The sequence below is a fragment of the Streptomyces sp. NPDC055287 genome (assembly GCF_053646035.1).
Genome location: NZ_JBSHNE010000011.1, coordinates 245,649 through 268,330, shown reverse-complemented (window position 1 = coordinate 268,330; position 22,682 = coordinate 245,649). Strand labels below are relative to the sequence as shown.

24 protein-coding genes are annotated in these 22,682 nt (G+C 70.8%); 10 read left to right on the top strand and 14 right to left on the bottom strand.

Annotated elements, in window-relative coordinates; genetic code table 11:
- Positions 1 to 353: 353 nt before the first annotated feature.
- Positions 354 to 995: a DNA-3-methyladenine glycosylase gene (locus ACWIHY_RS20095; protein WP_454376987.1), complete on the bottom strand. Its 642-nt coding sequence runs from the start codon at positions 993 to 995 to the stop codon at positions 354 to 356.
- 143 nt (positions 996 to 1,138) lie between these two features.
- Between ACWIHY_RS20095 and ACWIHY_RS20090 the strand changes: the two genes are divergently transcribed.
- The 3 genes from ACWIHY_RS20090 to ACWIHY_RS20080 all read left to right on the top strand — a co-directional run bounded on the left by ACWIHY_RS20090 (position 1,139) and on the right by ACWIHY_RS20080 (position 3,149).
- Positions 1,139 to 1,921: a sporulation protein gene (locus ACWIHY_RS20090; protein WP_454376986.1), complete on the top strand. Its 783-nt coding sequence runs from the start codon at positions 1,139 to 1,141 to the stop codon at positions 1,919 to 1,921.
- Between the two features lie 43 nt (positions 1,922 to 1,964).
- On the top strand, positions 1,965 to 2,501 hold the full coding sequence (locus tag ACWIHY_RS20085; RefSeq protein WP_454376985.1) for a YbhB/YbcL family Raf kinase inhibitor-like protein: 537 nt from the start codon (positions 1,965 to 1,967) through the stop codon (positions 2,499 to 2,501).
- A gap of 144 nt (positions 2,502 to 2,645) precedes the next feature.
- The gene (locus tag ACWIHY_RS20080) at positions 2,646 to 3,149 is read left to right on the top strand and encodes an HNH endonuclease (RefSeq protein ID WP_454376984.1); all 504 of its coding nucleotides are present in this window, start codon (positions 2,646 to 2,648) and stop codon (positions 3,147 to 3,149) included.
- A 54-nt stretch (positions 3,150 to 3,203) separates the two neighbouring features.
- On the opposite strand, the gene ACWIHY_RS20075 is transcribed toward ACWIHY_RS20080, so the two are convergent.
- The 4 genes from ACWIHY_RS20075 to ACWIHY_RS20060 all read right to left on the bottom strand — a co-directional run bounded on the left by ACWIHY_RS20075 (position 3,204) and on the right by ACWIHY_RS20060 (position 6,381).
- Positions 3,204 to 3,971 carry a sulfite exporter TauE/SafE family protein gene (locus ACWIHY_RS20075; protein ID WP_454377002.1) on the bottom strand — a complete coding sequence of 256 codons (768 nt, stop codon included), beginning with the start codon at positions 3,969 to 3,971 and terminating at the stop codon, positions 3,204 to 3,206.
- 74 nt (positions 3,972 to 4,045) lie between these two features.
- Positions 4,046 to 4,975 (bottom strand): SPFH domain-containing protein, encoded by a 930-nt coding sequence (locus ACWIHY_RS20070; RefSeq protein ID WP_138905376.1) that lies wholly within the window; start codon positions 4,973 to 4,975, stop codon positions 4,046 to 4,048.
- A gap of 124 nt (positions 4,976 to 5,099) precedes the next feature.
- A complete protein-coding gene (locus ACWIHY_RS20065; RefSeq protein ID WP_454376983.1) occupies positions 5,100 to 5,528 on the bottom strand; it encodes an NfeD family protein in 429 nt (142 codons plus the stop codon).
- A 55-nt stretch (positions 5,529 to 5,583) separates the two neighbouring features.
- Entirely contained in the window at positions 5,584 to 6,381 is a 798-nt protein-coding gene (locus tag ACWIHY_RS20060; RefSeq protein WP_454376982.1) for an ABC transporter ATP-binding protein, read from the bottom strand.
- A gap of 124 nt (positions 6,382 to 6,505) precedes the next feature.
- On the opposite strand from ACWIHY_RS20060, the gene ACWIHY_RS20055 reads away from it, so the two are divergent.
- Positions 6,506 to 7,294, top strand: a complete 789-nt coding sequence (locus tag ACWIHY_RS20055; RefSeq protein ID WP_454376981.1) for a hypothetical protein — start codon at positions 6,506 to 6,508, stop codon at positions 7,292 to 7,294.
- Positions 7,295 to 7,400: 106 nt separating this feature from the next.
- On the opposite strand, the gene ACWIHY_RS20050 is transcribed toward ACWIHY_RS20055, so the two are convergent.
- The 3 genes from ACWIHY_RS20050 to ACWIHY_RS20040 form a co-directional block, all read right to left on the bottom strand.
- On the bottom strand, positions 7,401 to 7,649 hold the full coding sequence (locus ACWIHY_RS20050) for a chaplin (protein ID WP_454376980.1): 249 nt from the start codon (positions 7,647 to 7,649) through the stop codon (positions 7,401 to 7,403).
- Positions 7,650 to 7,785: 136 nt separating this feature from the next.
- Positions 7,786 to 8,451 carry a response regulator gene (locus ACWIHY_RS20045; protein ID WP_454376979.1) on the bottom strand — a complete coding sequence of 222 codons (666 nt, stop codon included), beginning with the start codon at positions 8,449 to 8,451 and terminating at the stop codon, positions 7,786 to 7,788.
- Positions 8,444 to 9,607: a GAF domain-containing sensor histidine kinase gene (locus ACWIHY_RS20040; protein WP_454376978.1), complete on the bottom strand. Its 1,164-nt coding sequence runs from the start codon at positions 9,605 to 9,607 to the stop codon at positions 8,444 to 8,446. Before ACWIHY_RS20040 ends, ACWIHY_RS20045 begins: the two co-directional genes overlap by 8 nt.
- Positions 9,608 to 9,818: 211 nt before the next feature.
- On the opposite strand from ACWIHY_RS20040, the gene ACWIHY_RS20035 reads away from it, so the two are divergent.
- From ACWIHY_RS20035 to ACWIHY_RS20025, 3 genes are all read left to right on the top strand, one after another.
- Positions 9,819 to 10,538, top strand: a complete 720-nt coding sequence (locus ACWIHY_RS20035; RefSeq protein ID WP_454376977.1) for an SDR family NAD(P)-dependent oxidoreductase — start codon at positions 9,819 to 9,821, stop codon at positions 10,536 to 10,538.
- Positions 10,535 to 11,830: an S-adenosylmethionine:tRNA ribosyltransferase-isomerase gene (locus ACWIHY_RS20030; RefSeq protein WP_454376976.1), complete on the top strand. Its 1,296-nt coding sequence runs from the start codon at positions 10,535 to 10,537 to the stop codon at positions 11,828 to 11,830. The genes ACWIHY_RS20035 and ACWIHY_RS20030 overlap by 4 nt, the downstream gene beginning before the upstream one ends.
- Positions 11,831 to 12,092: 262 nt before the next feature.
- Positions 12,093 to 12,821 carry a transglycosylase SLT domain-containing protein gene (locus ACWIHY_RS20025; protein ID WP_454376975.1) on the top strand — a complete coding sequence of 243 codons (729 nt, stop codon included), beginning with the start codon at positions 12,093 to 12,095 and terminating at the stop codon, positions 12,819 to 12,821.
- Positions 12,822 to 12,913: 92 nt separating this feature from the next.
- On the opposite strand, the gene ACWIHY_RS20020 is transcribed toward ACWIHY_RS20025, so the two are convergent.
- A complete protein-coding gene (locus tag ACWIHY_RS20020; RefSeq protein WP_454376974.1) occupies positions 12,914 to 15,463 on the bottom strand; it encodes an FHA domain-containing protein in 2,550 nt (849 codons plus the stop codon).
- Between the two features lie 244 nt (positions 15,464 to 15,707).
- Here ACWIHY_RS20020 and ACWIHY_RS20015 point away from each other — a divergent pair, with 244 nt between their 5' ends.
- Entirely contained in the window at positions 15,708 to 17,390 is a 1,683-nt protein-coding gene (locus ACWIHY_RS20015; RefSeq protein WP_454377001.1) for a streptophobe family protein, read from the top strand.
- Positions 17,391 to 17,686: 296 nt separating this feature from the next.
- Complete coding sequence (gene serB, locus ACWIHY_RS20010) at positions 17,687 to 18,913, top strand: phosphoserine phosphatase SerB (RefSeq protein WP_454376973.1); 1,227 nt, start codon at positions 17,687 to 17,689, stop codon at positions 18,911 to 18,913.
- An 88-nt stretch (positions 18,914 to 19,001) separates the two neighbouring features.
- Here serB and ACWIHY_RS20005 read toward each other — a convergent pair whose 3' ends face one another.
- From ACWIHY_RS20005 to ACWIHY_RS19990, 4 genes are all read right to left on the bottom strand, one after another.
- Complete coding sequence (locus ACWIHY_RS20005) at positions 19,002 to 19,520, bottom strand: SixA phosphatase family protein (protein WP_454376972.1); 519 nt, start codon at positions 19,518 to 19,520, stop codon at positions 19,002 to 19,004.
- Positions 19,521 to 19,603: 83 nt separating this feature from the next.
- On the bottom strand, positions 19,604 to 19,807 hold the full coding sequence (locus ACWIHY_RS20000) for a hypothetical protein (protein ID WP_454376971.1): 204 nt from the start codon (positions 19,805 to 19,807) through the stop codon (positions 19,604 to 19,606).
- Positions 19,808 to 19,969: 162 nt separating this feature from the next.
- On the bottom strand, positions 19,970 to 20,086 hold the full coding sequence (locus ACWIHY_RS19995) for an SGM_5486 family transporter-associated protein (protein WP_454376970.1): 117 nt from the start codon (positions 20,084 to 20,086) through the stop codon (positions 19,970 to 19,972).
- A gap of 42 nt (positions 20,087 to 20,128) precedes the next feature.
- The gene (locus ACWIHY_RS19990; RefSeq protein WP_454376969.1) at positions 20,129 to 21,424 is read right to left on the bottom strand and encodes a CynX/NimT family MFS transporter; all 1,296 of its coding nucleotides are present in this window, start codon (positions 21,422 to 21,424) and stop codon (positions 20,129 to 20,131) included.
- A 56-nt stretch (positions 21,425 to 21,480) separates the two neighbouring features.
- Between ACWIHY_RS19990 and ACWIHY_RS19985 the strand changes: the two genes are divergently transcribed.
- Positions 21,481 to 22,155, top strand: coding sequence for a FadR/GntR family transcriptional regulator (locus ACWIHY_RS19985; RefSeq protein WP_454376968.1), 675 nt, complete (start codon positions 21,481 to 21,483; stop codon positions 22,153 to 22,155).
- Positions 22,156 to 22,200: 45 nt separating this feature from the next.
- Here the strand turns inward: ACWIHY_RS19985 and ACWIHY_RS19980 are convergent, their stop codons facing one another.
- Positions 22,201 to 22,581, bottom strand: coding sequence for a hypothetical protein (locus ACWIHY_RS19980; RefSeq protein ID WP_454376967.1), 381 nt, complete (start codon positions 22,579 to 22,581; stop codon positions 22,201 to 22,203).
- Positions 22,582 to 22,682: the final 101 nt, after the last annotated feature.

Sequence of the window (22,682 nt, the reverse complement as noted above, 5' to 3'; positions counted from 1 at the left end):
CGGACGCTTCCTTTGTACTCACCCTCGCGGGCTTTCCTCCGGGCTTTCGTTCGGCATTTCGTGTTTCCGACTCTATCAGACTCTTTCGTGTCCGATTCCCCGTCGGCGGGGTTGCTTTCAGGTTTTCGCTTTCGCGTTTCCCTTTCGGCGTGGTCACTACTTTAGCGGATTTCCCTTGCGGCTCATAATCGAGCCGGTGGGCAAGAATTCGGGCATGCCGAAATCGAACCCGTCAGGGAAATCGTAATAGTGGTTGGCCGCCTCGAGGTGCTCCGGTTGGCTCGAAAGCCCGTACCGACAGCAGTGCCCGTGTCAAGCGGCTCGGGCTACATTAGGCGTCCGCCGGGGCCACGTCAACTTCGTCGGCGGCGTGGCGTGTGGGCCCTGAAAGGGCTGACCGTGGGGTCCCCGTCGATCCAGAAACGCCAGGGGTGGTCCGCGCCCTCGCCGCCCACGCCGGTGCGTGGACCGTTCTGCACCAGGTCAGCGGGGGCGGGGGCGCCGTGCAGTACAGCGAGAGGGGAGTCGGGGCCGGCGCAGAGGTCGGTGCCGTCGAGGGTGCGGTCGATGGCGAGGCCGGTGGCGAGGCGTGCGGGGCCTTTGGCCAGTTCCTTGTCACTTCGGGCCGAGAGTCGACGTTCGCGCACCAGCTCCTGGCCCCGCGTTACCTCTCCCCCGCGCAGGAGGACTCCGCTCGCGGTGCGCTCCTGGCCGCAGACCAGGTTGAGGCTGAACCACATGCCGTAGATGAAGTAGACGTACGCATGCCCGGGCGGGCCGAACATCGATGCGTTGCGCTGAGTCCTTCCCCGGTACGCATGCGACCCGGGGTCGCCTGCGCCGTCGTAGGCCTCGACCTCGGTGATGCGGAGTTCGATCGGTCCCTCGTCGGTCAGTCGTACGAGGGTGCGCCCGAGCAGGTCGGGGGCGACCTCCAGTACGGGGCGGTCGAAGAACATCCTGGGGAGCGGCGTACGGTCGGGGTCCGTGATCATGCCCTCCGAGCGTAGTGGAAGTCGCCCGTTCGGGTAGCTGGCCTTGAGGCGCGTGCTTTGCCAGGGTGGGGGCCGCGGAACCGGGCGTGGTCCTTCCGCGTTCGTACTGGTCAGAGTCAGAACCAAAAGATCTGGGAGAAGTCATGGGCTTCAAGAAGTTGCTTGCGAGCTTGGGTGCCGGTGGCGCGTCGGTGGAGACGGTGCTGACCGAGGCGAACGTCGTGCCCGGCGGTGTAGTGCAGGGCGAGGTGCGTATCCAGGGCGGCTCGGTCGACCAGCAGATCGAGGGGCTTTCCGTCGGTCTGCAGGCACGCGTCGAGGTCGAGGGCGGTGACCAGGAGGTCAAGCAGGACATCGAATTCACGAAGCAGCGGCTCGGTGGTGCCTTCGAGGTGAAGGCGGGCGCGGTGCACGTGGTGCCGTTCGGGCTGGAGATTCCCTGGGAGACGCCGATCACCAGCATCGCCGGTCAGCAGCTGCGCGGCATGAACATCGGTGTCACGACCGAGCTGGAGATCGCGCGCGCCGTGGACTCCGGCGACCTCGACCCGATCAACGTGCACCCGCTGCCGGCGCAGCAGGCGATTCTGGATGCCTTCGTACAGCTGGGCTTCCGGTTCAAGAGCGCCGACATGGAGCGCGGCCACATCCGGGGGACGCGTCAGCGGCTGCCGTTCTACCAGGAGATCGAGTTCCTGCCGCCGCAGCAGTACCGCGGGCTGAACCAGGTCGAGCTGACCTTCGTCGCGGACGACCGCGAGATGGATGTCGTGCTGGAGATGGACAAGAAGCCGGGGCTCTTCAGTGAGAGCAGCGACTCGTACCGGGCCTTCAAGGTCGGGCTGAACGACTTCCAGGGAACCGACTGGGTGGCTTACCTCAACCAGTGGCTCGCCCAGGTCGGCGGCCAGCGCAACTGGCTCTAGGCTCGGCAGCCGTCAAGTAGCAAGTCCAATCGGAGGTTCAGACGTGTCCGAGGCGAAGAGGCCGCCGCTTCCTCATGACTTCCATCCGCCGGTGCCCTCGTTCACTGTGGTGAGCGAGGACATCGCGGACGGCGCGGTGTTGCGGGACGCTCAGGTGTACGCGGCCGGCAATACCTCGCCGCACTTGCGGTGGGAAGGATTTCCCGCCGGGACGAAGAGCTTTGCCGTGACGTGCTTCGATCCCGACGCGCCGACCGGCAGTGGGTTCTGGCACTGGACCGTGTTCGACATTCCCGCGTCGGTGACGGAGTTGCCGGCCGGAGCGGGCAGCGGGAAGTTCGAGGGGTTGCCGCAGGGCGCGATTCAGGCCCGTAACGACTACGGGTCGAAGGACTTCGGCGGGGCGGCGCCCCCTGCGGGCGAGAAGCACCGGTATGTCTTCACCGTGTACGCGGTGGACACGGAGAAGCTCGGGCCCGACGCCGACACCTCCCCCGCCGCGGTGGGATTCAACCTGCGGTTCCACACGCTCGGGCGTGCGCAGCTGGTCGCCGAATACGAGGCTCCTGCGGCGAGTTGACCGTTCACTTTCTGTTTGCCCGTCCCTGGTCTTGGAAGAGATCAGGGACGGGCATCTTTTTATTGCGTTGTCCATCTCGGTGTGCCCGGTCAGAGTTGATCCAAGCCCGCCACGGGGTGGGCCGGCGCAGGGAGGGTGGGCGGGATGCGGGACACGCTGGTACTGAACGCGAGCTTCGAGCCGCTGTCTACGGTGACGTTGAACCGGGCGGTGGTGCTCGTCCTGACGGACAAGGCCGTCGTCGAACAGGCCCACCCCGGACTGCGGATGCGGGCGGCCGCCGTGGAGCTTCCGGTGCCGCAGGTGATCAGGCTGTGCCGCTATGTCCGGGTGCCTTTCCGAAGACAGGCACCGTGGTCGCGGCGCGGTGTGCTGATACGGGACCAGCACCGGTGCGCGTACTGCGGGCGGCGGGCCACCACCGTCGACCACGTGGTGCCCAAGGCCCAGGGTGGCGGGGACGGCTGGCTGAATACGGTGGCGTCCTGCGCGGAGGACAACCACCGCAAAGCCGACCGTACGCCGGACGAGGCGGGGATGCCGCTGCTGCGCCGGCCGTTCGTGCCGTCGCCCGCCGACGCGATGCTGCTGGCGCTCGGAGCGGACGAGCGGTCGGCGCTGCCGGAGTGGCTGGCGCAGTCCGCCTAGCCCGCATCACGCGTGAGCCCGCCTTCGTGGGGAGGCGGGCTTCTGCGCGTCGCGTCAGCGCAGCAGCAGTTGGACGATCGCGACCGTGCCGACGGCCACGATCAGGGCGCGCAGGGCGGTGGGGGGCAGGCGGCGGCCGATCTTGGCGCCGAGCTGGCCGCCGAGGGTCGAGCCGACTGCGATGAGGGCTACGGCCGTCCAGTCGAATTCCGCGGCGAAGAGGAAGAAGGTCGCGGCGACGGTGTTGACGATCGCGGCGAGGACGTTCTTGGTGGCGTTCAGTCGTTGCAGGGTGTCGGTGAGCAGCATGCCCATGAGCGCGACGTAGATGATTCCCTGCGCCGCGGTGAAGTAGCCGCCGTACACGCTGGCAAGCAGCAGGCCGGTGATGAGGAGCGGGCCGCCGTCGGCGTCGGTGCGGGTGCCGTTTCGCTCGCGGCGGGCCTGGACGGCCTTGGTGATGCGGGGTTGCAGCACCACCAGGACGAGGGCGAGGGCGACAAGCACCGGGACGATCGTCTCGAAGGCGGTCGGTGGGAGTGCGAGGAGCAGTGCGGCTCCGCAGATGCCTCCGGCGGCGGCGGCCGCACCCAGGCGCAGGATACGGCGGCGCTGGCCGGTGAGTTCCTTGCGGTAGCCGATGGCGCCGCTGATCGAGCCGGGGATCAGCCCGAGGGCGTTGGAGACGGTCGCGGTCACCGGCGGCAGGCCGGTGGCGAGCAGGACCGGGAAGGTGATGAGGGTGCCGGAACCGACGATGGTGTTGATGGTCCCGGCGCCCACGCCCGCGGCGAAGACGGCGAGCATCTCCCAGATGGTCACGGTGTGCCCTTCGTGCATGATCGTTGCTTGATGCACCGATCATGCACGACGGTGGGCCCGCTTCGGTCGGCAGGTCAGTCGATGGGGGGTTCCTGGCGGCGTTCCTGGCCCGTGTTGAAGCCGGGGCCACCGCCGCTGAAATTGCCGAAGGCGCCGCTGAGGCCCTTGAGTGCGTCGCCGATCTCGCTGGGGACGATCCAGAGCTTGTTGGCGTCGCCCTCGGCGATCTTGGGGAGCATCTGGAGGTACTGGTACGAGAGGAGCTTCTGGTCCGGGTCGCCCGCGTGGATGGACTCGAAGACCGTACGGATGGCCTGCGCCTCGCCCTCGGCGCGCAGTGCGGACGCCTTGGCCTCACCTTCGGCGCGCAGGATCGCGGACTGCTTCTCGCCTTCGGCGGTGAGGATCGCGGACTGCCTGATTCCCTCGGCCGTGAGGATGGCGGCGCGCTTGTCGCGGTCGGCGCGCATCTGCTTCTCCATCGAGTCCTGGATGGAGGTGGGCGGCTCGATCGCCTTGAGCTCGACGCGGTTGACGCGGATGCCCCACTTGCCCGTGGCCTCGTCGAGGACGCCGCGCAGCGCCGCGTTGATCTCCTCGCGGGAGGTCAGGGTCCGCTCCAGGTCCATGCCGCCGATGATGTTGCGGAGCGTAGTGACCGTGAGCTGCTCGATCGCCTGGATGTAGCTGGCGACTTCGTACGTCGCGGCCCGGGCGTCGGTGACCTGGTAGTAGATGACCGTGTCGATGTTGACGACCAGGTTGTCCTGGGTGATCACCGGCTGGGGCGGGAAGGGCACGACCTGTTCGCGGAGGTCGATCCGGTTGCGGATCGAGTCGATGAACGGGACGACGATGTTCAGGCCGGCGTTGAGCGTGCGGGTGTAGCGGCCGAAGCGCTCCACGATGGCGGCGCTGGCCTGCGGGATGACCTGGATCGTCTTGATCAGGGCGATGAATACCAGCACCACCAGAATGATCAGGACGATGATGACGGATGACATCGCGTTTCCCGTGCCCTTCGTGTCGTGCTTCTCGGGAGACCGGCCAGGCCGTGCGCGGACGATCTGATGATCAATCTTCCCAGAACGCGGGCCGGTGTGCGGGGTGTTCGGCTTACCTGGCCGGTCACATCACTACGGCCGTGGCTCCGTCGATCTCGACAACGTCGACCTGCCGGCCGGGTTCGAAGCTCTGTTCCGCGTCGAGGGAGCGTGCGGACCACACCTCGCCGGCGAGTTTGATCCGGCCGCCGCTGCCGTCGACCCGTTCGAGCACCACTGCCTGACGCCCTCTCAGCGCGTCGATGCCGGTGGCGTGTTGGGGCCGTTCGGAGCGGTGGCGGGCGGCTATCGGACGTACGACCGCGATCAGGGCGACCGAGACGGCGGCGAAGACCAGCACCTGGGCGACCATCCCGCCGCCCAGGCTCGCGGTCACGGCGCCGGCGACCGCTCCTGCCGACAGCATTCCGAACTCGGGCATCGCGGTCACCACGAGCGGAATTCCCAGCCCGACGGCGCCGATCAGCCACCACACCCATGCGTCGATGTCCACATGGTCATGGTAGGTGCGGGCGGTCTTCGCGGACAGGGTGCGGGCATGGCCCCGGTCAGGTGAGCGGCAGGCCCTGGGCGGTCCAGCGGTCGGCCCGGCGCTCGACGACGAGCGGGAGGCCGAAGCACAAGGAGAGGTTGCGGGAGGTCAGTTCGGTCTCCACGGGGCCCGCGGCGAGGACCTTGCCCTGCCGGATCATCAGGACGTGGGTGAAGCCGGGAGCGATCTCCTCGACGTGGTGGGTCACCATGATCATCGAGGGGGCGTACGGGTCGCGGGCCAGGCGGCCGAGGCGGCGGACGAGGTCTTCGCGGCCCCCGAGGTCCAGCCCGGCGGCGGGCTCGTCGAGGAGCAGCAGCTCGGGGTCGGTCATCATCGCGCGGGCGATCATCGTGCGCTTGCGCTCGCCCTCGGAGAGCGTGCCGAACTTGCGGTCCAGGTACTCCGTCATACCGAGGCGGTCGAGGAAGGCGCGGGCGCGCTGCTCGTCGACCTCGTCGTAGTTCTCGTGCCAGGTGGCGGTCATGCCGTACGCCGCGGTGAGCACCGTCTGGAGGACGGTCTGGCGCCGGGGCAGCTTGTCGGCCAGCGCGATGCCGGCCATGCCGATGCGCGGGCGGAGCTCGAACACGTCGGTGCCGGGGCTGCCGAGCGTCTCGCCGAGGATCTTGGTGCTGCCGGTGGACGGGAAGAGGTAGCTGGAGGCGACGTTCAGCAGGGTGGTCTTGCCGGCGCCGTTCGGGCCGAGGATCACCCAGCGCTCGCCCTCCTTGACCGACCAGGAGACGTCGTCCACCAGAGCGCGTCCGTCGCGGACCACGGATACGTCCACCAGCTCCAGTACATCGCTCATGAGCGCGTTGTCTCCCCATGCAGTCTCGAGAATGTCGGGTGTGCCTGTGGGCACAGCTCCAGGGGAAAACCTACGCCACCGCTCGAGTGGTCCGGCTGCTAGGTCCATTCCCTAGGCTGGGGCCATGCTTTCCGAACCTCGCTCAGGACGACTGGCCGCATGGGGAAATGCCCTTTTGGCCGGACTTGCTTCGCCGGATCACGTAGCGCTCGCCATTGTCGGGGAGGACGCGGTGCACCGGGTGGACGGTGTACCCGGGGAGGTGGGGCCCGTCGGGCTCACGCTGGCCCTGGGGCGGTTGCGGGCGCTCGGGGCCACCGGATTCCGGGTGGCGCTGCCTGCGTCGGGTCATCCGCTGGGCCTCAGCGGACCGCCGGAGTTCAACGCGCGGGCACTGGAGGCGGAGGAGGCGGTGGTCTGCTCGGGAGCGGCGCTGGGGCTGGTGCCGGAGGTGTACGAGGTGGGGCCGGCCGGAGATGTGCGGGTCGAGGTGACGTGGCACTGCCTGACCGTGCGGGAGGCTCCGCCCGCCGATGTGCCCTCGCTCGGGGAGGCCGAGCGGGAGCTCGCGGAGGCACTGCGCGATGCGACGGCGGTCCTGTCGCGGCTCGATGTGGCGGGGTCGGGTCCGGTGGCCGAGGCGGCGATCGACGCGTACCGGGCTCGGGTGGAGGTTGGCGGCGGTGAGGTGCTCGCTCCCGGCTATCCGCCGCGGGCGGTACGCGTGCTTGAGCTGGCGCAGCGGGTGGGGCTGCTCATCTCGGTGGCGTGCGAGAACGGGCACGGCGGCGCGGTGAGCGCTTCGGAGATGGCGGCGCGCGGGGAGGCGCTGCGGCCGGTGGAGCGGGTCGCGCGGCGGGCCCAGGTGGCGGCGTACAACGCGTGGGTGGAGGAGCGGGAGCGGGGGCGCTGAGGGATGCGGGCCGGGGGCCCGGCCCGGGTCGGTGCGGGCCCCCGGCACGCGACCGGCCCCAGGCGTGTGTGCCTGGGGGCCGGTGGCACCGCTCGACCGGGGTGGGTCAGCGGTTGATGCCGTCGTTCCCGAAGGCCGGGTTGAGGGCGCCGATGACGTTGACGGTGTTGCCGACGGCGTTCACCGGGACGTGGACCGGGACCTGGACCAGGTTGCCGGAACCGACGCCCGGCGAGTGGACGGCCTTGCCCTGGGCCTGCGCACCGCTGTCGGTGGCGGAGGCAGCACCGGCTCCGGCGGCGATGAGGCCACCCGCGACCATGGTGACGGCAGCGGCCTTCTTCAGGTTCTTCACTTCAGGATCCTCCTAGACGTCGCTGCGGCCAGCGCCGCAGCACGCCATGAAGAACGGTCCCCGGCCGATCTGGATGCGCCATTCGGGGGACATACACCCGACGGTATGAATCTCGGACTGGATGTAGACCGTCCGATTAACCCGTAATCCCATGCCGGACGGCCCACAGCGCCGCCTGGGTGCGGTCGGACAGATCCAGCTTCATCAGGATGTTCGAAACATGTGTCTTGACGGTCTTCTCCGAGAGGACCAGGGCGCGGGCGATCTCCCGATTGGAGCGGCCGTCGGCGATCAGTGTCAGCACTTCCCGCTCGCGTTCGGTGAGCGTGGTCCCCCGGCCCGTGCCGCCGTTGCCCTCGTCCTGGGCGAGCAGGGCGCCCGCGACCTCCGGCTGGAGGAGGACATGGCCCGCGTGTACGGAGCGGATCGCGCCGGCCAGGGCATCCGGGTCCACGTCCTTGTAGACGTAGCCCGAGGCGCCGGCCCGCAGGGCGGGGACCACGGTCCGCTGCTCGGTGAAGCTGGTGACGATGAGCACCTTGGCCGGGTTGGCCAGTTCACGGAGTTTGCGCAGGGCGTCGATGCCGTCCGTGCCCGGCATCTTGATGTCCATCAGTACGACGTCGGGGCGCAGCTCCTCGGCGCGGGCGACTCCCTCCGCCCCGTCCGCGGCCTCCCCGACGACTTCGATGTCGTCCTGGACCTCCAGGAACGTGCGCAGGCCTCGGCGCACCACCTGGTGGTCGTCGACCAGCAGGACGCGGATCCCGTTCTCCGTCGGTCGTGCTTGGGCCTCAGCCACCGGGGACCTCCATCTCGATCATGGTGCCCTTGCCGGGCGCCGATTCCACGGTGAGCCTGCCGCCCGCGCCGCCCGCGCGGTCGCGCATCGAGACCAGGCCGAGGTGGCGGCCCGCTCTGCGTACGGTCTTCGGATCGAAGCCGCTGCCGTCGTCCGTGACCCGCAGCCGGGCGCCCTGGCCGTGCTTTTCGAGTACGACGTCGACGTGGGCGGCGCCGGAGTGGCGCAGCGCGTTGTGCAGTGCCTCCTGGGCGACCCGCAGGAGGGCTTCCTCCTGGGCGGCGGGGAGGGCCCGTACACCGATGCTGTGGAAGGTGACCCGGGCGGCGTGGGCGCGGTCCATGACCTGGATCTGGGTGCGCAGGGTGGCGATCAGGCCGTCCTCGTCGAGGGCGGCGGGGCGCAGCTCGACGACTGCGGCGCGCAGTTCGTCGGCCGCCTCGGCGGCCAGCGCGGCCACCTGCTGGAGCTCGCCCTTGGCGCGGGCCGGGTCGCGGTCGACGAGGGCGGCGGCGGCCTGGGCGGTGAGGCGCAGGGAGAAGAGCTTCTGACTCACGGCGTCGTGGAGCTCGTGTGCAAGGCGGGAGCGTTCCTCGGCGATGGTCAGCTCACGGCTGCGCTCGTAGAGGCGGGCGTTGGTGAGGGCGATCGCGGCGTGCTGGGCGAGCATGCCGAGCAGTTCCTCGTCGTCCTCGGTGAAACCGCAGGCTCCGTCGGGCTTGTCGCAGCGCTTGTTGGCGAGGAAGAGGGCGCCGATGACCTCGTCGCCGTCGCGGATGGGCAGGCCGAGGAAATCGGACATGTCCGGGTGTGCGGACGGCCAGCCCTCGAAGCGCGGGTCCTTGCGTACGTCGGCGAGACGCTCGGTCTCGGCGCCGTGCAGCATCGCGGCGAGGATGCCGTGCTGGCGGGGCAGCGGGCCGATGGCCTTCCACTGCTCGTCGCTGACGCCGTCGACCACGAACTGGGCGAAGCCGCCGTGGTCGTCGGGGACGCCCAGGGCGGCGTACTCGGCGTCGAGGAGCTCGCGTGCGGAGGCGACGATCGTCTTGAGAACGTCGCGCACTTCCAGGTGCCGGCTCATGGCGAGCAGTGCGGTGCTCACGGCGGTGAGGCCGGAGCGGGGGGATGCGGTCTCCCCTGCTCGAAGGGTCATGTGGTCACCGTACCGGCGGGGTGCGGTGGCCGTATCGGACCTGCGGAGGCCCGAACCCAGGGCGCAGGACGTAGGTCGAAATGCCTGGTGCGGTGGGCGTAGGCCGAAGTGCCCCCGCGGGATGGGGCCCGAGCACGAGGCGCCGGGCGGGCGCCGGTTCCTACGGTGAAGGCACGGATGCGGTGAAGGTGCGACTAAGGGGACGGTTGTCATGCCGGTTGCGGTCGTCACGGGGGCTTCGAAGGGGCTGGGGAGGGCGCTGGCGACAGCGCTCGCCGAGCGGGGCTGGGACCTGGTGCTGGATGCCAGGACCGGCGCCGTACTGGAGGGCGCGGCGCGGGAGGCGCGCGGGTACGGGACGCGGGTGGTGGCCGTGGCCGGGGATGTCACCGACGCGGCGCACCGGGAGGAGCTGGTGGCCGCCGCGCGGGGGCTCGGCGGGCTGGATCTGCTGGTGAACAACGCGAGCGCGCTGGGTGCGGAGCCGCTCGTACGGCTGGAGGCGTTGCCGCTGGATGGGCTGCGGGCCGCGCTGGAGACGAATGTGGTGGCGGCGCTCGGGCTCGTGCGGGAAGCGCTGCCGCTGCTGCGGGCGGCGGCCGGCCGGGACGGGGAGGGCGGCGCGGTGATCTCGGTGAGTTCGGACGCCGCGGTGGAGGCGTACGAGACCTGGGGCGGGTACGGGGCTTCGAAGGCGGCGCTCGACCAGCTCTCGGCGGTACTGGCGGCGGAGGAGCCGGCGCTGCGGGTGTGGGTGGTCGATCCGGGCGACATGCGGACGGATCTGTACGCGGCCGCCGTACCGGACGACGACGGGTGGCGGCCGGAGCCGGCGGCCGCCGTTCCGGCGTTGCTTCGACTGCTCGACGGGCGGCCTCGGCCGGCCAGTGGGCGGTATGCGGCTTCGGCGCTCGGGGAGGAGGACCGATGAGGGACGCGACCGGCCCACGTGGGGAGGGGGAAGGCGGCGGCATACGGGAGGCGGGGGCGGGCGGGGGGTTCGGTGACGCCCCGGGCTTCACCCGTCGGCGGCGCCCGGGCGGCCGCCCGGCCTCCGACGGTACGGGCGCGACGTCGGGGAAGGCCCCGCTGCCGGAGGGCGGCGGGAAACGGGTGGGGGCGCGGTGGGGGGAGGAGTTGCCCGAGGAGCTTTCCGCCCGGGTGCCCGCCGAGGAGCGTGGCGCGGGGCGTGACGATGTGCGGCTGCTGGTGTCGCGGGGTACCGAGATCTCGCACCACGCGTTCCGGGAGCTGGCCGGGCTGCTGCGGGCGGGAGACGTGCTGGTGGTGAATACGTCGCCGACGCTGGCGGCGGCGGTGGACGGCTGGGTGGAGGCGGCGGCCGACGGGCCGGTCGAACGGGTGGTCGTGCACTTCTCCACCGAGGGCGACGACCGGCGCTGGGCCGTCGAGCTGCGCACTCCCCTGGGCTCCGGGGCCACCCGGCCGCGCCTCGGCGGGCCCGCGGGGACCGTGGTGCGGCTGCCCGGGGGCGGGTGGCTCGGGCTGGAGGAGCCCGTCGCGCCGGGTGGGGAGCGGTTGTGGTGGGCCCGGGTGGCCGGCGGTGAGGTGCCGGGGCTGCTGCGCCGGTACGGGCGGCCCATCCGGTACGGGTACACCGAGCGGGACCAGCCCCTGGCGGCGTACCAGACGGTCTTCGCCGTGCGGTCCGCCGACGGTTCGGGCTCGGCGGAGATGCCGAGCGCCGGGCGGCCCTTCACTCCGTCGACGGTGGCGGAGCTGGTGCGCCGGGGCGTCCGGTTCGCGCCGCTCACCCTTCATACGGGGGTCGCTTCGGCCGAGGCGCACGAGCCGCCGTACCCGGAGCGCTTCGCGGTGCCGGCCGCGACGGCGCGGCTGGTGAACGCTGCCCGGGCCGACGGCGGGAGGATCGTCGCGGTCGGGACGACGGCCGTGCGGGCGCTGGAGTCGGCGGCCGGGCCCGACGGCGTGGTGCGGGAGGCCGCGGGCTGGACCGGGCTCGTGGTCACGCCGGAGCGCGGCGTACGTGTGGTCGACGGTCTGCTGACCGGGCTGCACGAGCCGCAGGCGTCGCACCTGCTGATGCTCGAGGCGATCGCGGGGCGGGCCGCCCTGCGCCGCGGATACGCCGAGGCGCTGAGGCAGCGCTACCTCTGGCACGAGTTCGGCGACGTACACCTGCTCCTGCCCGGGGAGGCCAAGGGAGGTGCGCACGCCGAGCCGGGAGGGTGCTCACGCTGAGCATCGCATGAGCAACTATTGGTGAGTTCGGTACGTGCCCGATGTGAGCCCGCGCATAGGACACACGTCACTTACGAAGGCCCGTAGTTGATGCATAAGGGGCGTTTGGACTGGGTATCGCCCCGGGCCAGGCAGGTAGGCGGCGGTCGTCGTCCACTACCGGGGATCGTACGTCACACCTTTGCCACAGGATTTTGCGGACGCTAACAATGGCTGCCGTCGCGGACTCCGCGGCTTCCGCTATTCGAAGAGGTACGTCTGCATGTCCGCGTCTCGCACCCCTGGCTATAGCCGCCTGAACAAGAACCACAAGTTCTCGATCGCAGGTGTCGCCGCCCTCGGCGCCGCCGCCCTCACGTTCTCGCTCGTCCCCGGCAACGCGTCCGCCGAGGCCGACACGCAGTCCGTGGCCGCCGTAGCCCCGGTGGCCTGGACCGCAGCCGCCGACAGCGCCCAGGCCAAGACAGTGCACACGAGCATCACGCAGCAGCAGGTCGGCGCCGACAAGGTCGCCAAGGCCGTGGCCGAGGCTCGCGCCAAGGCCGACGCCAAGGCCGTGGCGGCCGCCAAGGCGAAGGCAGCTGCCGAAGCCAAGGTCAAGGCCGAGGCCAAGAAGCGCGCCGACGAGCGCGCGGCCGCGAGCCGCGCCGCCGCGCGCAAGCCGGTCTACGCCAACAACCTCGACGGCTGGATCCGTGAGGCCCTGGCCATCATGAAGGAGAAGGGCATCCCCGGTACGTACGAGGGGCTGCACCGCAACATCATCCGCGAGTCCTCCGGTGACCCGCGCGCGATCAACAACTGGGACATCAACGCCCAGAACGGCATCCCGTCGAAGGGTCTGCTGCAGGTCATCAAGCCGACCTTCGACACGTACCACGTCGCCGGTACGCCGCACGACCAGTACCACCCGGTCGCCAACATCACGGCTGCCGCCAACTACGCGGCCGACCGTTACGGCTCGATCGACAACGTGGACAGCGCCTACTAGGACAGGCGAAGGTCCGGCACAGGCTGAGCATGCGAGAAGGGCGGCACCCGCACGGGTGCCGCCCTTCTCGCTGCGCGTTTCCGGCCACGAGGCTACTTGCGCATGACTTCCGGCTCGTGGCGCCGCAGCAGGCGCACCACGACGAAGCCGCAGAGGACGCCGATGCCGAGCAGCACGCCCATGTCGAGGATCCACTGACCCGCGCTGTGGTCCCACAGCCCGTCGAGGTTCAGCGGGTCCCACGGCATGGTGACGTTGAGCTGCGCGGTGGTGCCGAGCGCGGCGACCGCCCAGCGTGAGGGCATCAGCCAGGCGACCTGCTCGATGCCCGGGCTGTCGTGGAGCTGGAAGAGCACACCGGTGAAGACGACCTGGACGATCGCGAACATCACCAGCAGCGGCATCGTCTTCTCGGCGGTCTTCACCAGCGCGGAGATGATCAGGCCGAACATCATCGAGGTGAAGCCGAGCGCGCTGATGACGATCGTCATCTCGATGACCGGGGTGTCCTCGAAGATGACGCCCTCGGCCGGCAGCTTGGAGCGGGCGCCGAAGCCGATCGCCGCGATGATCACGCCCTGGAGGGCGGTGATGAATCCGAGGACGATGACCTTGGACATCAGGTACGCCGAGCGGGACAGGCCGGTGGCCCGTTCGCGCTCGTAGATGACCCGTTCCTTGATCAGCTCACGGACGGAGTTGGCGGCGCCGGAGAAGCACGCGCCGACCGCGAGGATCAGCAGGATCGTGCCGACGTCCTTGTTGATCAGCCTGTTCTTCTCCGGGCCGAAGCCCAGGCCGCTGTCCGCCGGGATCACGGTACTGACGATGCCGAGCACCGCCGGAAGGATCAGCATCAGGCCGATGAAGCCCTTGTCGGACACGATCACCGACACATAGCGGCGGATCAGGGTCCACAGCTGCGAGCCCCAGCTCTGCGGCTTGGGCGGGCGCATCTGCTGCGCGGGCGGCATGTGTACGGACTGCGGGGCGACGGCGTCGATGTCGGCGGCGTACATCTGGTAGTGCTGGGAGCCGCGCCAGCGGCCCGCCCAGTCGTAGTCGCGGTAGTTCTCGAAGGCGGAGAACACATCGGCCCAGGTGCTGTAGCCGAAGAAGTTCAGCGCTTCCTCCGGCGGACCGAAGTAGGCGACGGACCCGCCGGGCGCCATGACGAGAAGCTTGTCGCAGATCGCGAGCTCGGCCACGGAGTGCGTGACGACCAGGACCGTACGACCGTCGTCGGCGAGGCCGCGCAGCAGCTGCATGACGTCGCGGTCCATGCCCGGGTCGAGGCCGGAGGTCGGCTCGTCCAGGAAGATCAGCGACGGCTTGGTCAGCAGCTCCAGGGCGACCGAGACGCGCTTGCGCTGGCCACCGGAGAGGGAGGTGACCTTCTTCTCCTTGTGGATGTCCAGCTTGAGCTCGCCGAGGACCTCGTTGATGCGCTGCTCGCGCTCGGCCTCCGTGGTGTCCGCGGGGAAGCGGAGCTTGGCGGCGTACTTGAGGGCCTTCTTGACGGTCAGTTCCTTGTGCAGGATGTCGTCCTGCGGGACCAGACCGATACGCTGGCGGAGCTCGGCGAACTGCTTGTACAGGTTCCGGTTGTCGTAGAGGACGTCGCCCTGGTTGGCGGGCCGGTAGCCGGTGAGCGCCTTGAGCAGGGTGGACTTTCCGGAGCCGGACGGGCCGATGACCGCGACGAGCGACTTCTCCGGTACGCCGAAGGAGACGTCCTTGAGGATCTGCTTGCCGCCGTCGACCGTCACCGTGAGGTGCCGGGCGGAGAAGGAGACCTCACCGGTGTCGACGAACTCCTCGAGCCGGTCCCCGACCAGGCGGAACGTCGAGTGCCCGACGCCGACGATGTCGCTGGGGCCGAGCAGCGCGGTGCCGGACTTCGGGATCGGCTGACCGTTGACGTACGTGCCGTTGTGGCTGCCGAGGTCGCGGATCTGGAACCGGCCGTCGGGCGTCGCGGTGAACTCGGCGTGCAGCCGGGAGACCTGGAGGTCGGAGACGACCAGCTCGTTCTCCAGCGCACGGCCGATCCGCATCACGCGGCCCATGGACACTTGGTGGAACGTCGTCGGGCTGCGGTCGCCGTACACCGGCGGAGCCCCCGCGACACCGCCGGCCGGGCCGCCCTGCTGGTGGGGCACGTGCGCCTGGGGCGCCTGCTGCCACGCCTGCTGGGGCTGCTGCTTGTGTGCGTCCTGCGGCTGGGGCTGGTGTGGTGCCTGGGCTGCCCAGCCCGGAGCGCCCTGCTGCTGAGGTGCCTGCTGGGGCTGCGGTGCCTGCTGGTGAGGCGCCTGCTGCTGGGCCACGGCGCCCTGCCCGCTGGGCACGCCCGCGCCGGACAGGCTCAGCCGCGGGCCGTCGGTGGCATTGCCGAGGTGCACGGCGGAGCCGGGGCCGATCTCCATCTGGTGGATCCGCTGGCCCTGCACGTACGTGCCGTTGGTGCTGCCGTGGTCCTCGATGACCCAACTGCGGCCGCCCCAGCTGACGGTGGCATGCCGCCACGAGACCCTGGCGTCGTCGATCACCAGATCACCCTGCGGGTCACGCCCGAGGGTGTACGACCTGGACGGATCGAGCGTCCAGGTCCTTCCATTCAATTCCAGTACGAGTTCCGGCACTCCGCGCCCCACTAGTTGTCCCCCGAGTTACCCCCGTCGCAGGGAGTCTAGGGATGCTGAACATCGGGAGGAACTATTTCAGGCCCAGTCCCGAATTAGAAAGTCGAGCCCGTGAACACCGTGCACGGGCCGGGCGTTGACGCGGGAGAAATACCTCCGGAGAGTGGTAAGCACGCATGAGTGCATACGGATCATGCGCGAACTGAACAACTTAGGACAGTTCGGCACGGATCGGGGGGCCCTGATGAGTGCGAGCGGCAACAGCGGTGTGCGGTGGGGCGATGTACTGCTTGCCTCTGTTGCCGCGGTGAGCTGGGCGTTGGTGGGCATGGCGGGCGTCGCGGCCCTCGGGCTTCATCTGCTGGGCGCGGATGCGGCGGGGTCGCTCGGGCCGATGACCGCGGCTGTGGTGGTTCTGGGGGCGGGTGGTTCGGTCAGCCCGTCGGGCGACGTCTCGGCGTTCGGTCTCGAGGGCGCGGAGGCGACGACCGCCGTCGACATCACGCCACTTGGAGTGGGGCTGGCCGGCGCTCTTTTCCTCTCGTACTTCTTCCTGCGGTCCCTGCGCGCCGCGGGGAAGGTGATCTCCGTGGGTGAACTGGCCGCCAGGGCGGGAGCGGTGGCCGTGCTGTTCGTCGCCACGATGGGCGGGCTCGCCTGGGCGGGGCACGACGTCATCACGATCGACGGGGACACGCTCGGACGCGGGCTCGGGCTCGACGAGGGGCCGGGCAGCGATCTGCCCGGGGAGGCCGCGGATCTGCTGCCCGACGGTCTCGGTGACATCGGCGGGCTGCTGCCCGACCGGCTGGCCGGTCTCGCGGACGCGAAGGCGTCGGTCGGCTTCACGGTCAACACCGGTGAGTCGCTGGTGGGCGCGTCCTGCTGGGTGCTCGGGGTGCTCGTCGTCGCGCTGCTCGCGTCGCGTCGTACGCCACTGCCGCGCGGGTGGGACGCGGTGCACAGGGTCGTACGGCCGGCCGCTTCCGCCGTGGTCACGGTGCTCGTGGTCGCGGTTCTCGCGGGGCTCGCGGCGGCGGCGTACGCGGCGGCCGGCGACGGCGACCCCCAGCGGATCGCGGGGGCGGCGCTGCTCGGGGCACCCAATGGCGTGTGGCTGGGAATCCCGCTCGGGCTGCTCGTGCCGTGGAAGGGCGAGGCGACGGGCGAGCTGGCGAAGCTGCTCCCGGACCCGTTGGACGCGCTGCTGCGGGTGAACGCCGATGAGCCGATGACGCTGGCGAGGCTCGCGGAGCTGGACGGGCGGGTGTGGCTGCTGGGCGTGGCTGCCGCTCTGGCGATGCTGTACGCCGGGGTGCTCACGGCGGCGCGGACGCCCCGCGCCGGCGGCGAGGTGTCGGTGGTGGGGTTCGCGGGGCGGTGCGCGGTGCGGCTGGGGGTGGCGGCGGGGGTCGCGCTGCCACTGCTGGTGTGGCTGACGGGTGTGTCCGCCGACGCTTCGCTGTCGGTGCTCGGGTTCGACGCGTTCGGCGCGGGGATCGAGCTGCAAGGAAGTGTGCCGATGGCGCTGGTGCTGGGTGTGGTGTGGGGAGCGGCGGCGGGGGGCGCGGGGGCACTGCTGACGTGCGCGGCGGGGGCGGCGGGCAGTCGCGTGGCCCCGATGGCTTCGGGGCGGGGGGTGGGTGCGGGTGGGCGGACGTACCCGGATCTGGCGTACGTGCCGGGGCCGTACCGGCCGTCCCCCGCGTACCGGCCCTCGCACCAGGACACGAATCCGTATCTGCGGGCGCCGGAGGATGTGCATGGGGCGCCGACCGTGGTGGGGCCGGTGGTTCCGCCTCCGGGGCCGCGGCCCGGGGCTCCGCCGCCTGGTGCGCCAGGGGCTGGGAGCCGGCCTGTGTCGCCGCCTCCGCCTCCACCGGAGGAGGGGCCGCCACCGCCGCGGCCGCCGGGGCGGTGGCGCTGAGCCCTGCGGGGCATTTTTCCTGTCCGCCCCCCTTCCCGAACCCGGGCTCCGCCCCGGACCCCGCCCCTCAAAACGCCGGAGGGGCTGGAGGGTGCCCGGCGGGGTGGTGGGGTCGGGCGGGGTGGTGGGGTCGGGCGGGGTGGTGGGGTCGGGCGGGGCCTCCGGGGCGGCCCAAGGCCTGCGGCCTGTCCCTGTCCCCGTCCCCGTCGGTGTCCGGTCCTCGGGGCGGGAGCCGGTGTCCGGTCCTCGGGACGGGAGGTGAGCGGGGAAGAGGGGCCCGATACGGTAGAGACATCATGAGCGCACCTGAGCCGAGTCAGCCCAGTCAGTCCACTGACGCTGCCCCCACCCTTCTCGTGAAGATCTTCGGGAAGGACCGCCCCGGCATCACCGCCGGGCTCTTCGACACGCTTGCCGCCTACTCCGTCGACGTCGTCGACATCGAGCAGGTCGTCACCCGTGGCCGCATCGTCCTGTGTGCCCTGGTCACCGAGCCGACCGTGAGCACCTCCGGTGAGCTGCGGGCCACCGTGCACGGCTGGGCCGACTCCCTCAGGCTCCAGGCCGAGATCATCTCGGGTACGGGCGACAACCGGCCACGCGGCAGCGGCCGTTCGCACGTCACTGTGCTCGGGCACCCCCTCACCGCGGAGTCGACCGCCGCCATAGCGGCCACCATCACCGGGACCGGCGGCAACATCGACCGCATCTTCCGGCTCGCCAAGTACCCCGTCACCGCCGTGGAGTTCGCGGTGTCCGGTACGGAGACCGAGGCCCTGCGCACCGCGCTGGCGCTGGAGGCCGCCGAGCTCGGCATCGATGTGGCCGTGGTGTCGGCCGGGCTGCACCGGCGAGCCCAGCGCCTGGTCGTGATGGACGTGGACTCCACGCTCATCCAGGACGAGGTCATCGAGCTCTTCGCGGCGCACGCCGGGTGTGAGGACAAGGTAGCCGAGGTGACCTCCCAGGCGATGCGCGGCGAGCTGGACTTCGAGCAGTCGCTGCACGCCCGCGTGGCACTGCTCGCCGGGCTCGACGCCGATGTCGTCGACAAGGTGCGGCAGGAAGTACGGCTCACGCCCGGCGCCCGCACCCTGATCCGTACGCTCAAGCGGCTCGGCTACCAAGTGGGCGTCGTCTCCGGCGGGTTCACACAGGTCACCGATGACCTGAAGGAGCGGCTGGGGCTGGACTTCGCGTCCGCCAACACGCTGGAGATCGTGGACGGAAAGCTGACGGGCCGCGTCGTCGGCGAGATCGTGGACCGGGCGGGCAAGGCCCGGCTGCTGCGCCGCTTCGCCGCCGAGGCGGGCGTACCACTCGCCCAGACCGTCGCGATCGGCGACGGCGCGAACGATCTCGACATGCTGAACGCCGCGGGGCTGGGTGTCGCCTTCAATGCCAAGCCCGTCGTGCGCAGGGCCGCCGACACCGCCGTGAATGTGCCCTTCCTGGACACCGTCCTGTATCTGCTCGGCATCACCCGTGAAGAGGTCGAGGCCGCCGACGGCCTGGCCGAGTGAGCGCGGGTACCTGAGCGGACAGGTCTGAGGCCCCGGCGAGGATGCGCGCCGGGGCCTACGTTCGTACGTACGGATGAGGGAGTCGGCCTCAGTCGTGCGGAGCCCAGTAGTCCAGCAGCTTGCCCACGCCGTGTTCCACGGACTTCCACGAGCCGGTGAAGCCGACAATCGCGAACGACGAGGTCGGGAAGCCGCTCTTGGTCATCCGGGCCATCGCATCGCCCTCGCTGCCGCCGACGAGCGCGTCGGCCGCCGCGTGCATGCTGGGGTTGTGCCCGATGATCAGGAGGTCGTTCACCTCGTCCGGGGTCTCGTTCAGGAGCGCGAGCAGATCGCCGAGGGTGGCTTCGTACAGCCGCTCCTCGTAGACGGTCCTGGGACGCCGCGGCAGTTCCTGCACGGCCAGCTTCCAGGTCTCGCGGGTCCTGGTGGCGGTCGAGCACAGAGCCAGGTCGAAGGTGATGCCCGTGTCCGCCAGCCGGTGGCCGGCGACGGGGGCGTCCATGCGGCCGCGGTCGGCGAGCGGCCGATCGTGGTCGGACACCTGCGGCCAGTCGGCCTTCGCATGCCGGAGTAGGACGATCCTGCGGGGTGTATCGACGCTCATGCATCCCAGCTTCGCACGAATCGCGCCACGGGGCGCAGGGTGTTGACGGGCTGCCCCAGCACGGGTGAACGAGGTTCCCACGACTAGTGGGACAAGGTCTGCTGGATGCGCTCCACGAGGTGCGCGACCGCCGGATCGCCGGTCGCCGCCTGCGCCTCACCCGGCCCAACGATCAGGAGCAGCAGGACGGCGAAAGCGAGGGCGGGAAGGGCGACGGCCCACCAGGGCAGCCGGATGTCGATGCCGGAGGCCGGGGGGTTGGCCGGGGTGTGCGCGCGGGCCGCCATGACCGCCTCCGTTTTCGCTGTTCGGCTGATGTACGTCGAACCTACGGAGTACGCGCGGGGGAACCCATCCGGTGACCCACCCACTTCACCCTGACCCTGGCCCCCTAAGGGATGGTGGTGCCAGCCCCACCATCGGGCCGCCGGGCGCGTGCGGCGTCCGGGCTACGGTGAGGCCACCGAGGCGATGATCCCGATGATCACCGTGATGCCGAGCATCGCGCCGAGCACGAGCAGCAGCTTCTTCTGGCCGTTCTGGGGATGGGGGTCGAGTACAGGCATACGGTCAGTCTCGCACCCTTTGTACGCCCGGACCCGGCGGGGTCAGCCGAGCTCGGCCTCGATCGTACGGTCGCGTCCGGCCAGCGCGCCGACCACGATCTGCGGCACCATCAGGCCCGCCATGAGCCCGATGGGCAGGCCCCAGCTGCCGCTGTGCTGGTAGAGCACGCCTACCAGCAGCGGTCCGGGGATCGAGATCAGGTAGCCGGTGCTCTGGGCGAAGGCGGAGAGCCGTACGACGCCGGCGCCGCTCTTCGCCCGCATGCCGATCATGGTGAGGGCGAGCGGGAAGGCACAGTTGGAGACGCCGAGCAGCAGGGCCCACACCCAGGCGCCCGAGGCGGGGGCGAGGTAGAGGCCGGCGTACCCCAGAAGGCCGCAGAGGCCGAGGGCGACGACGATCGGACCCTGGGTGCGCATACGCGAGGCGAGGCGGGGGATGACGAACGCCAGCGGTATGCCCATGGCCATGGTCACGGCGAGCAGCACACCGGCCGTGCCGGGCGAGACCCCCGCGTCGCGGAAGATCTGCGGCATCCAGCCCATGGTGATGTACGCGGCGGTGGCCTGGAGGCCGAAGAAGCAGGCGAGCGCCCACGCCGTACGGCTGCGGGTGATGCTCAGGGTGGGGACGGGGTCGCTGCCCCGCTCCCGGGTGGCGGCGTCCGCCTTCGGTGCCCGGGTACTGGGGTGGCGCGTCAGGACCAGCCAGGGCAGTACGGCGACGGCGGCCAGGGTGCCCCACACCGCGAGGCCGGTCTGCCAACTGCCGCCCAGCGCCGCGGTCATGGGGACGGTGGCGGCCGCGGCGAGCGCGGTGCCGAGCGCGAGTGCCATCGAGTAGAGGCCGGTCATCTGGCCGACGCGGTCGGGGAACCAGCGCTTGACGATGACGGGCATGAGGATGTTGCTCACCGCGATGCCCATGAGGGCGAGCGCGCTGGCCGCCAGGAATCCGGCCGTACCGCCCAGGTAGGGGCGGATCAGCAGGCCCGCCGCGATGGCCGCCATGCCCGCGCAGACGATCGCGCCGGGGCCGAAGCGGCGGGCGAGCCGCGGCGCGGTGAGTCCGAAGACGGCGAAGCAGAGCGGCGGTACGGAGGTCAGCAGGCCGGCGACGGTGCCGCTCATGCCGAGACCGGCGCGTACCTCTTCGAGGAGCGGGCCGAGGCTGGTGATGGCCGGGCGGAGGTTGAGCGCGGCGAGTACGAGGCCGAGGACGACGAGCCGGGTCACCCAGACCGACCGCGGCCGCGGACGTAGCTGCTCCTGCGCCGGCTCCCGCTGGGGGGAGGCTGCTGGTGCGGGGTGCAGGGTTCGGGTCTCGTCGCTGGCCATGGAGCCATCATAGAATCATGGGATGATTGGTTGTCCAATCCTGAACTAGGAGCACCATGGCGCTGACCTCACCCCGGCGTTCGGCCCTCGCCGACCAGGTGATCACCGAGCTTCGCAATCAGATCACCTCGGGCGAGTGGCCGGTGGGCTCACGCATCCCGACCGAACCCGAGCTGGTCGAGCAGCTCGGCGTGGCCCGCAACACCGTCCGCGAGGCGGTGCGCGCACTGGCACACAACGGGCTGCTGGACATCCGGCAGGGCTCCGGTACGTACGTCATCGCCACCAGCGAGCTGGCCGGCGTCATGCACCGCCGGTTCGCGGACGCCGATCCACGTCACATCGCGGAGCTGCGCTCGACCCTGGAGTCCTCGGCGGCGCGGCTGGCGGCGGAGCGGCGTACCGAGCGTGACATGCGGCAGCTGGACGCGGTGCTGGCCCGCCGGGAGGAGGCGTGGGCCTCCGGCGACGCGGAGCTTTTCGTGCGGGCGGACGCGACGCTGCACCTGGCCGTGGTCGCCGCCTCCCACAACGACGTACTCATCGGGCTGTACGCGGACCTCGGCGACCTGCTGCGCGACTGGCTGCGGGACGACGTGGGGCACGAGCTGCGCCCGGAGGACCACATGGACCACGGGCGGCTGATCGAGGCGATCCGTGCGCGGGACGCGGAGACGGCGGCCACCGAGGCCGCCGGCTACTCGCTCAAGTGCCTCGGGGACCGGGGGTAGGCATCTGCCGGCGCGCACCCGCCGTCGCATCCGGTGGTGGACCGGCTACATCCGGTGGTGGCTGACCCAGGCCGTGCGGACTTCCTTCCAGCAGCGGTCGGTGAGCCGCACCGTCTGCGCGGGGCCGACCTCGACGGGTGAGCCGTCGGCGTCGATGTCCCACCAGCGGTCGCACTCGGTGTGCAGCCGGACCAGGTCGGACACGGGGTAGGGGTTGTGGCAGTACGCGACGACACGTGAGCCCTCGACGGTCGTCCGGCAGGTGGAGCCGAACAGCGGGACGTCCCCGGCGGCCTTCCGGGCCGCCTTGTTCGCGGGCTCCCGCCCGGGGTCCGCCGCGCGCTCGGCGACGGCTGGGGCAGCCAGTCCGGCCACGGCGACCACGGCCAGCAGGCCTGCTGCCGCTCGACGGTTCGACGGGCGCACATGCGCCACCTCCTCCCCACAGGGCGCCGGGTATGTCCCGGTTTGCCTAGTCTGCGGGGAGTCGCCCGTCTTTTCGACTCGGGGGACGGGATCGCGCGTGG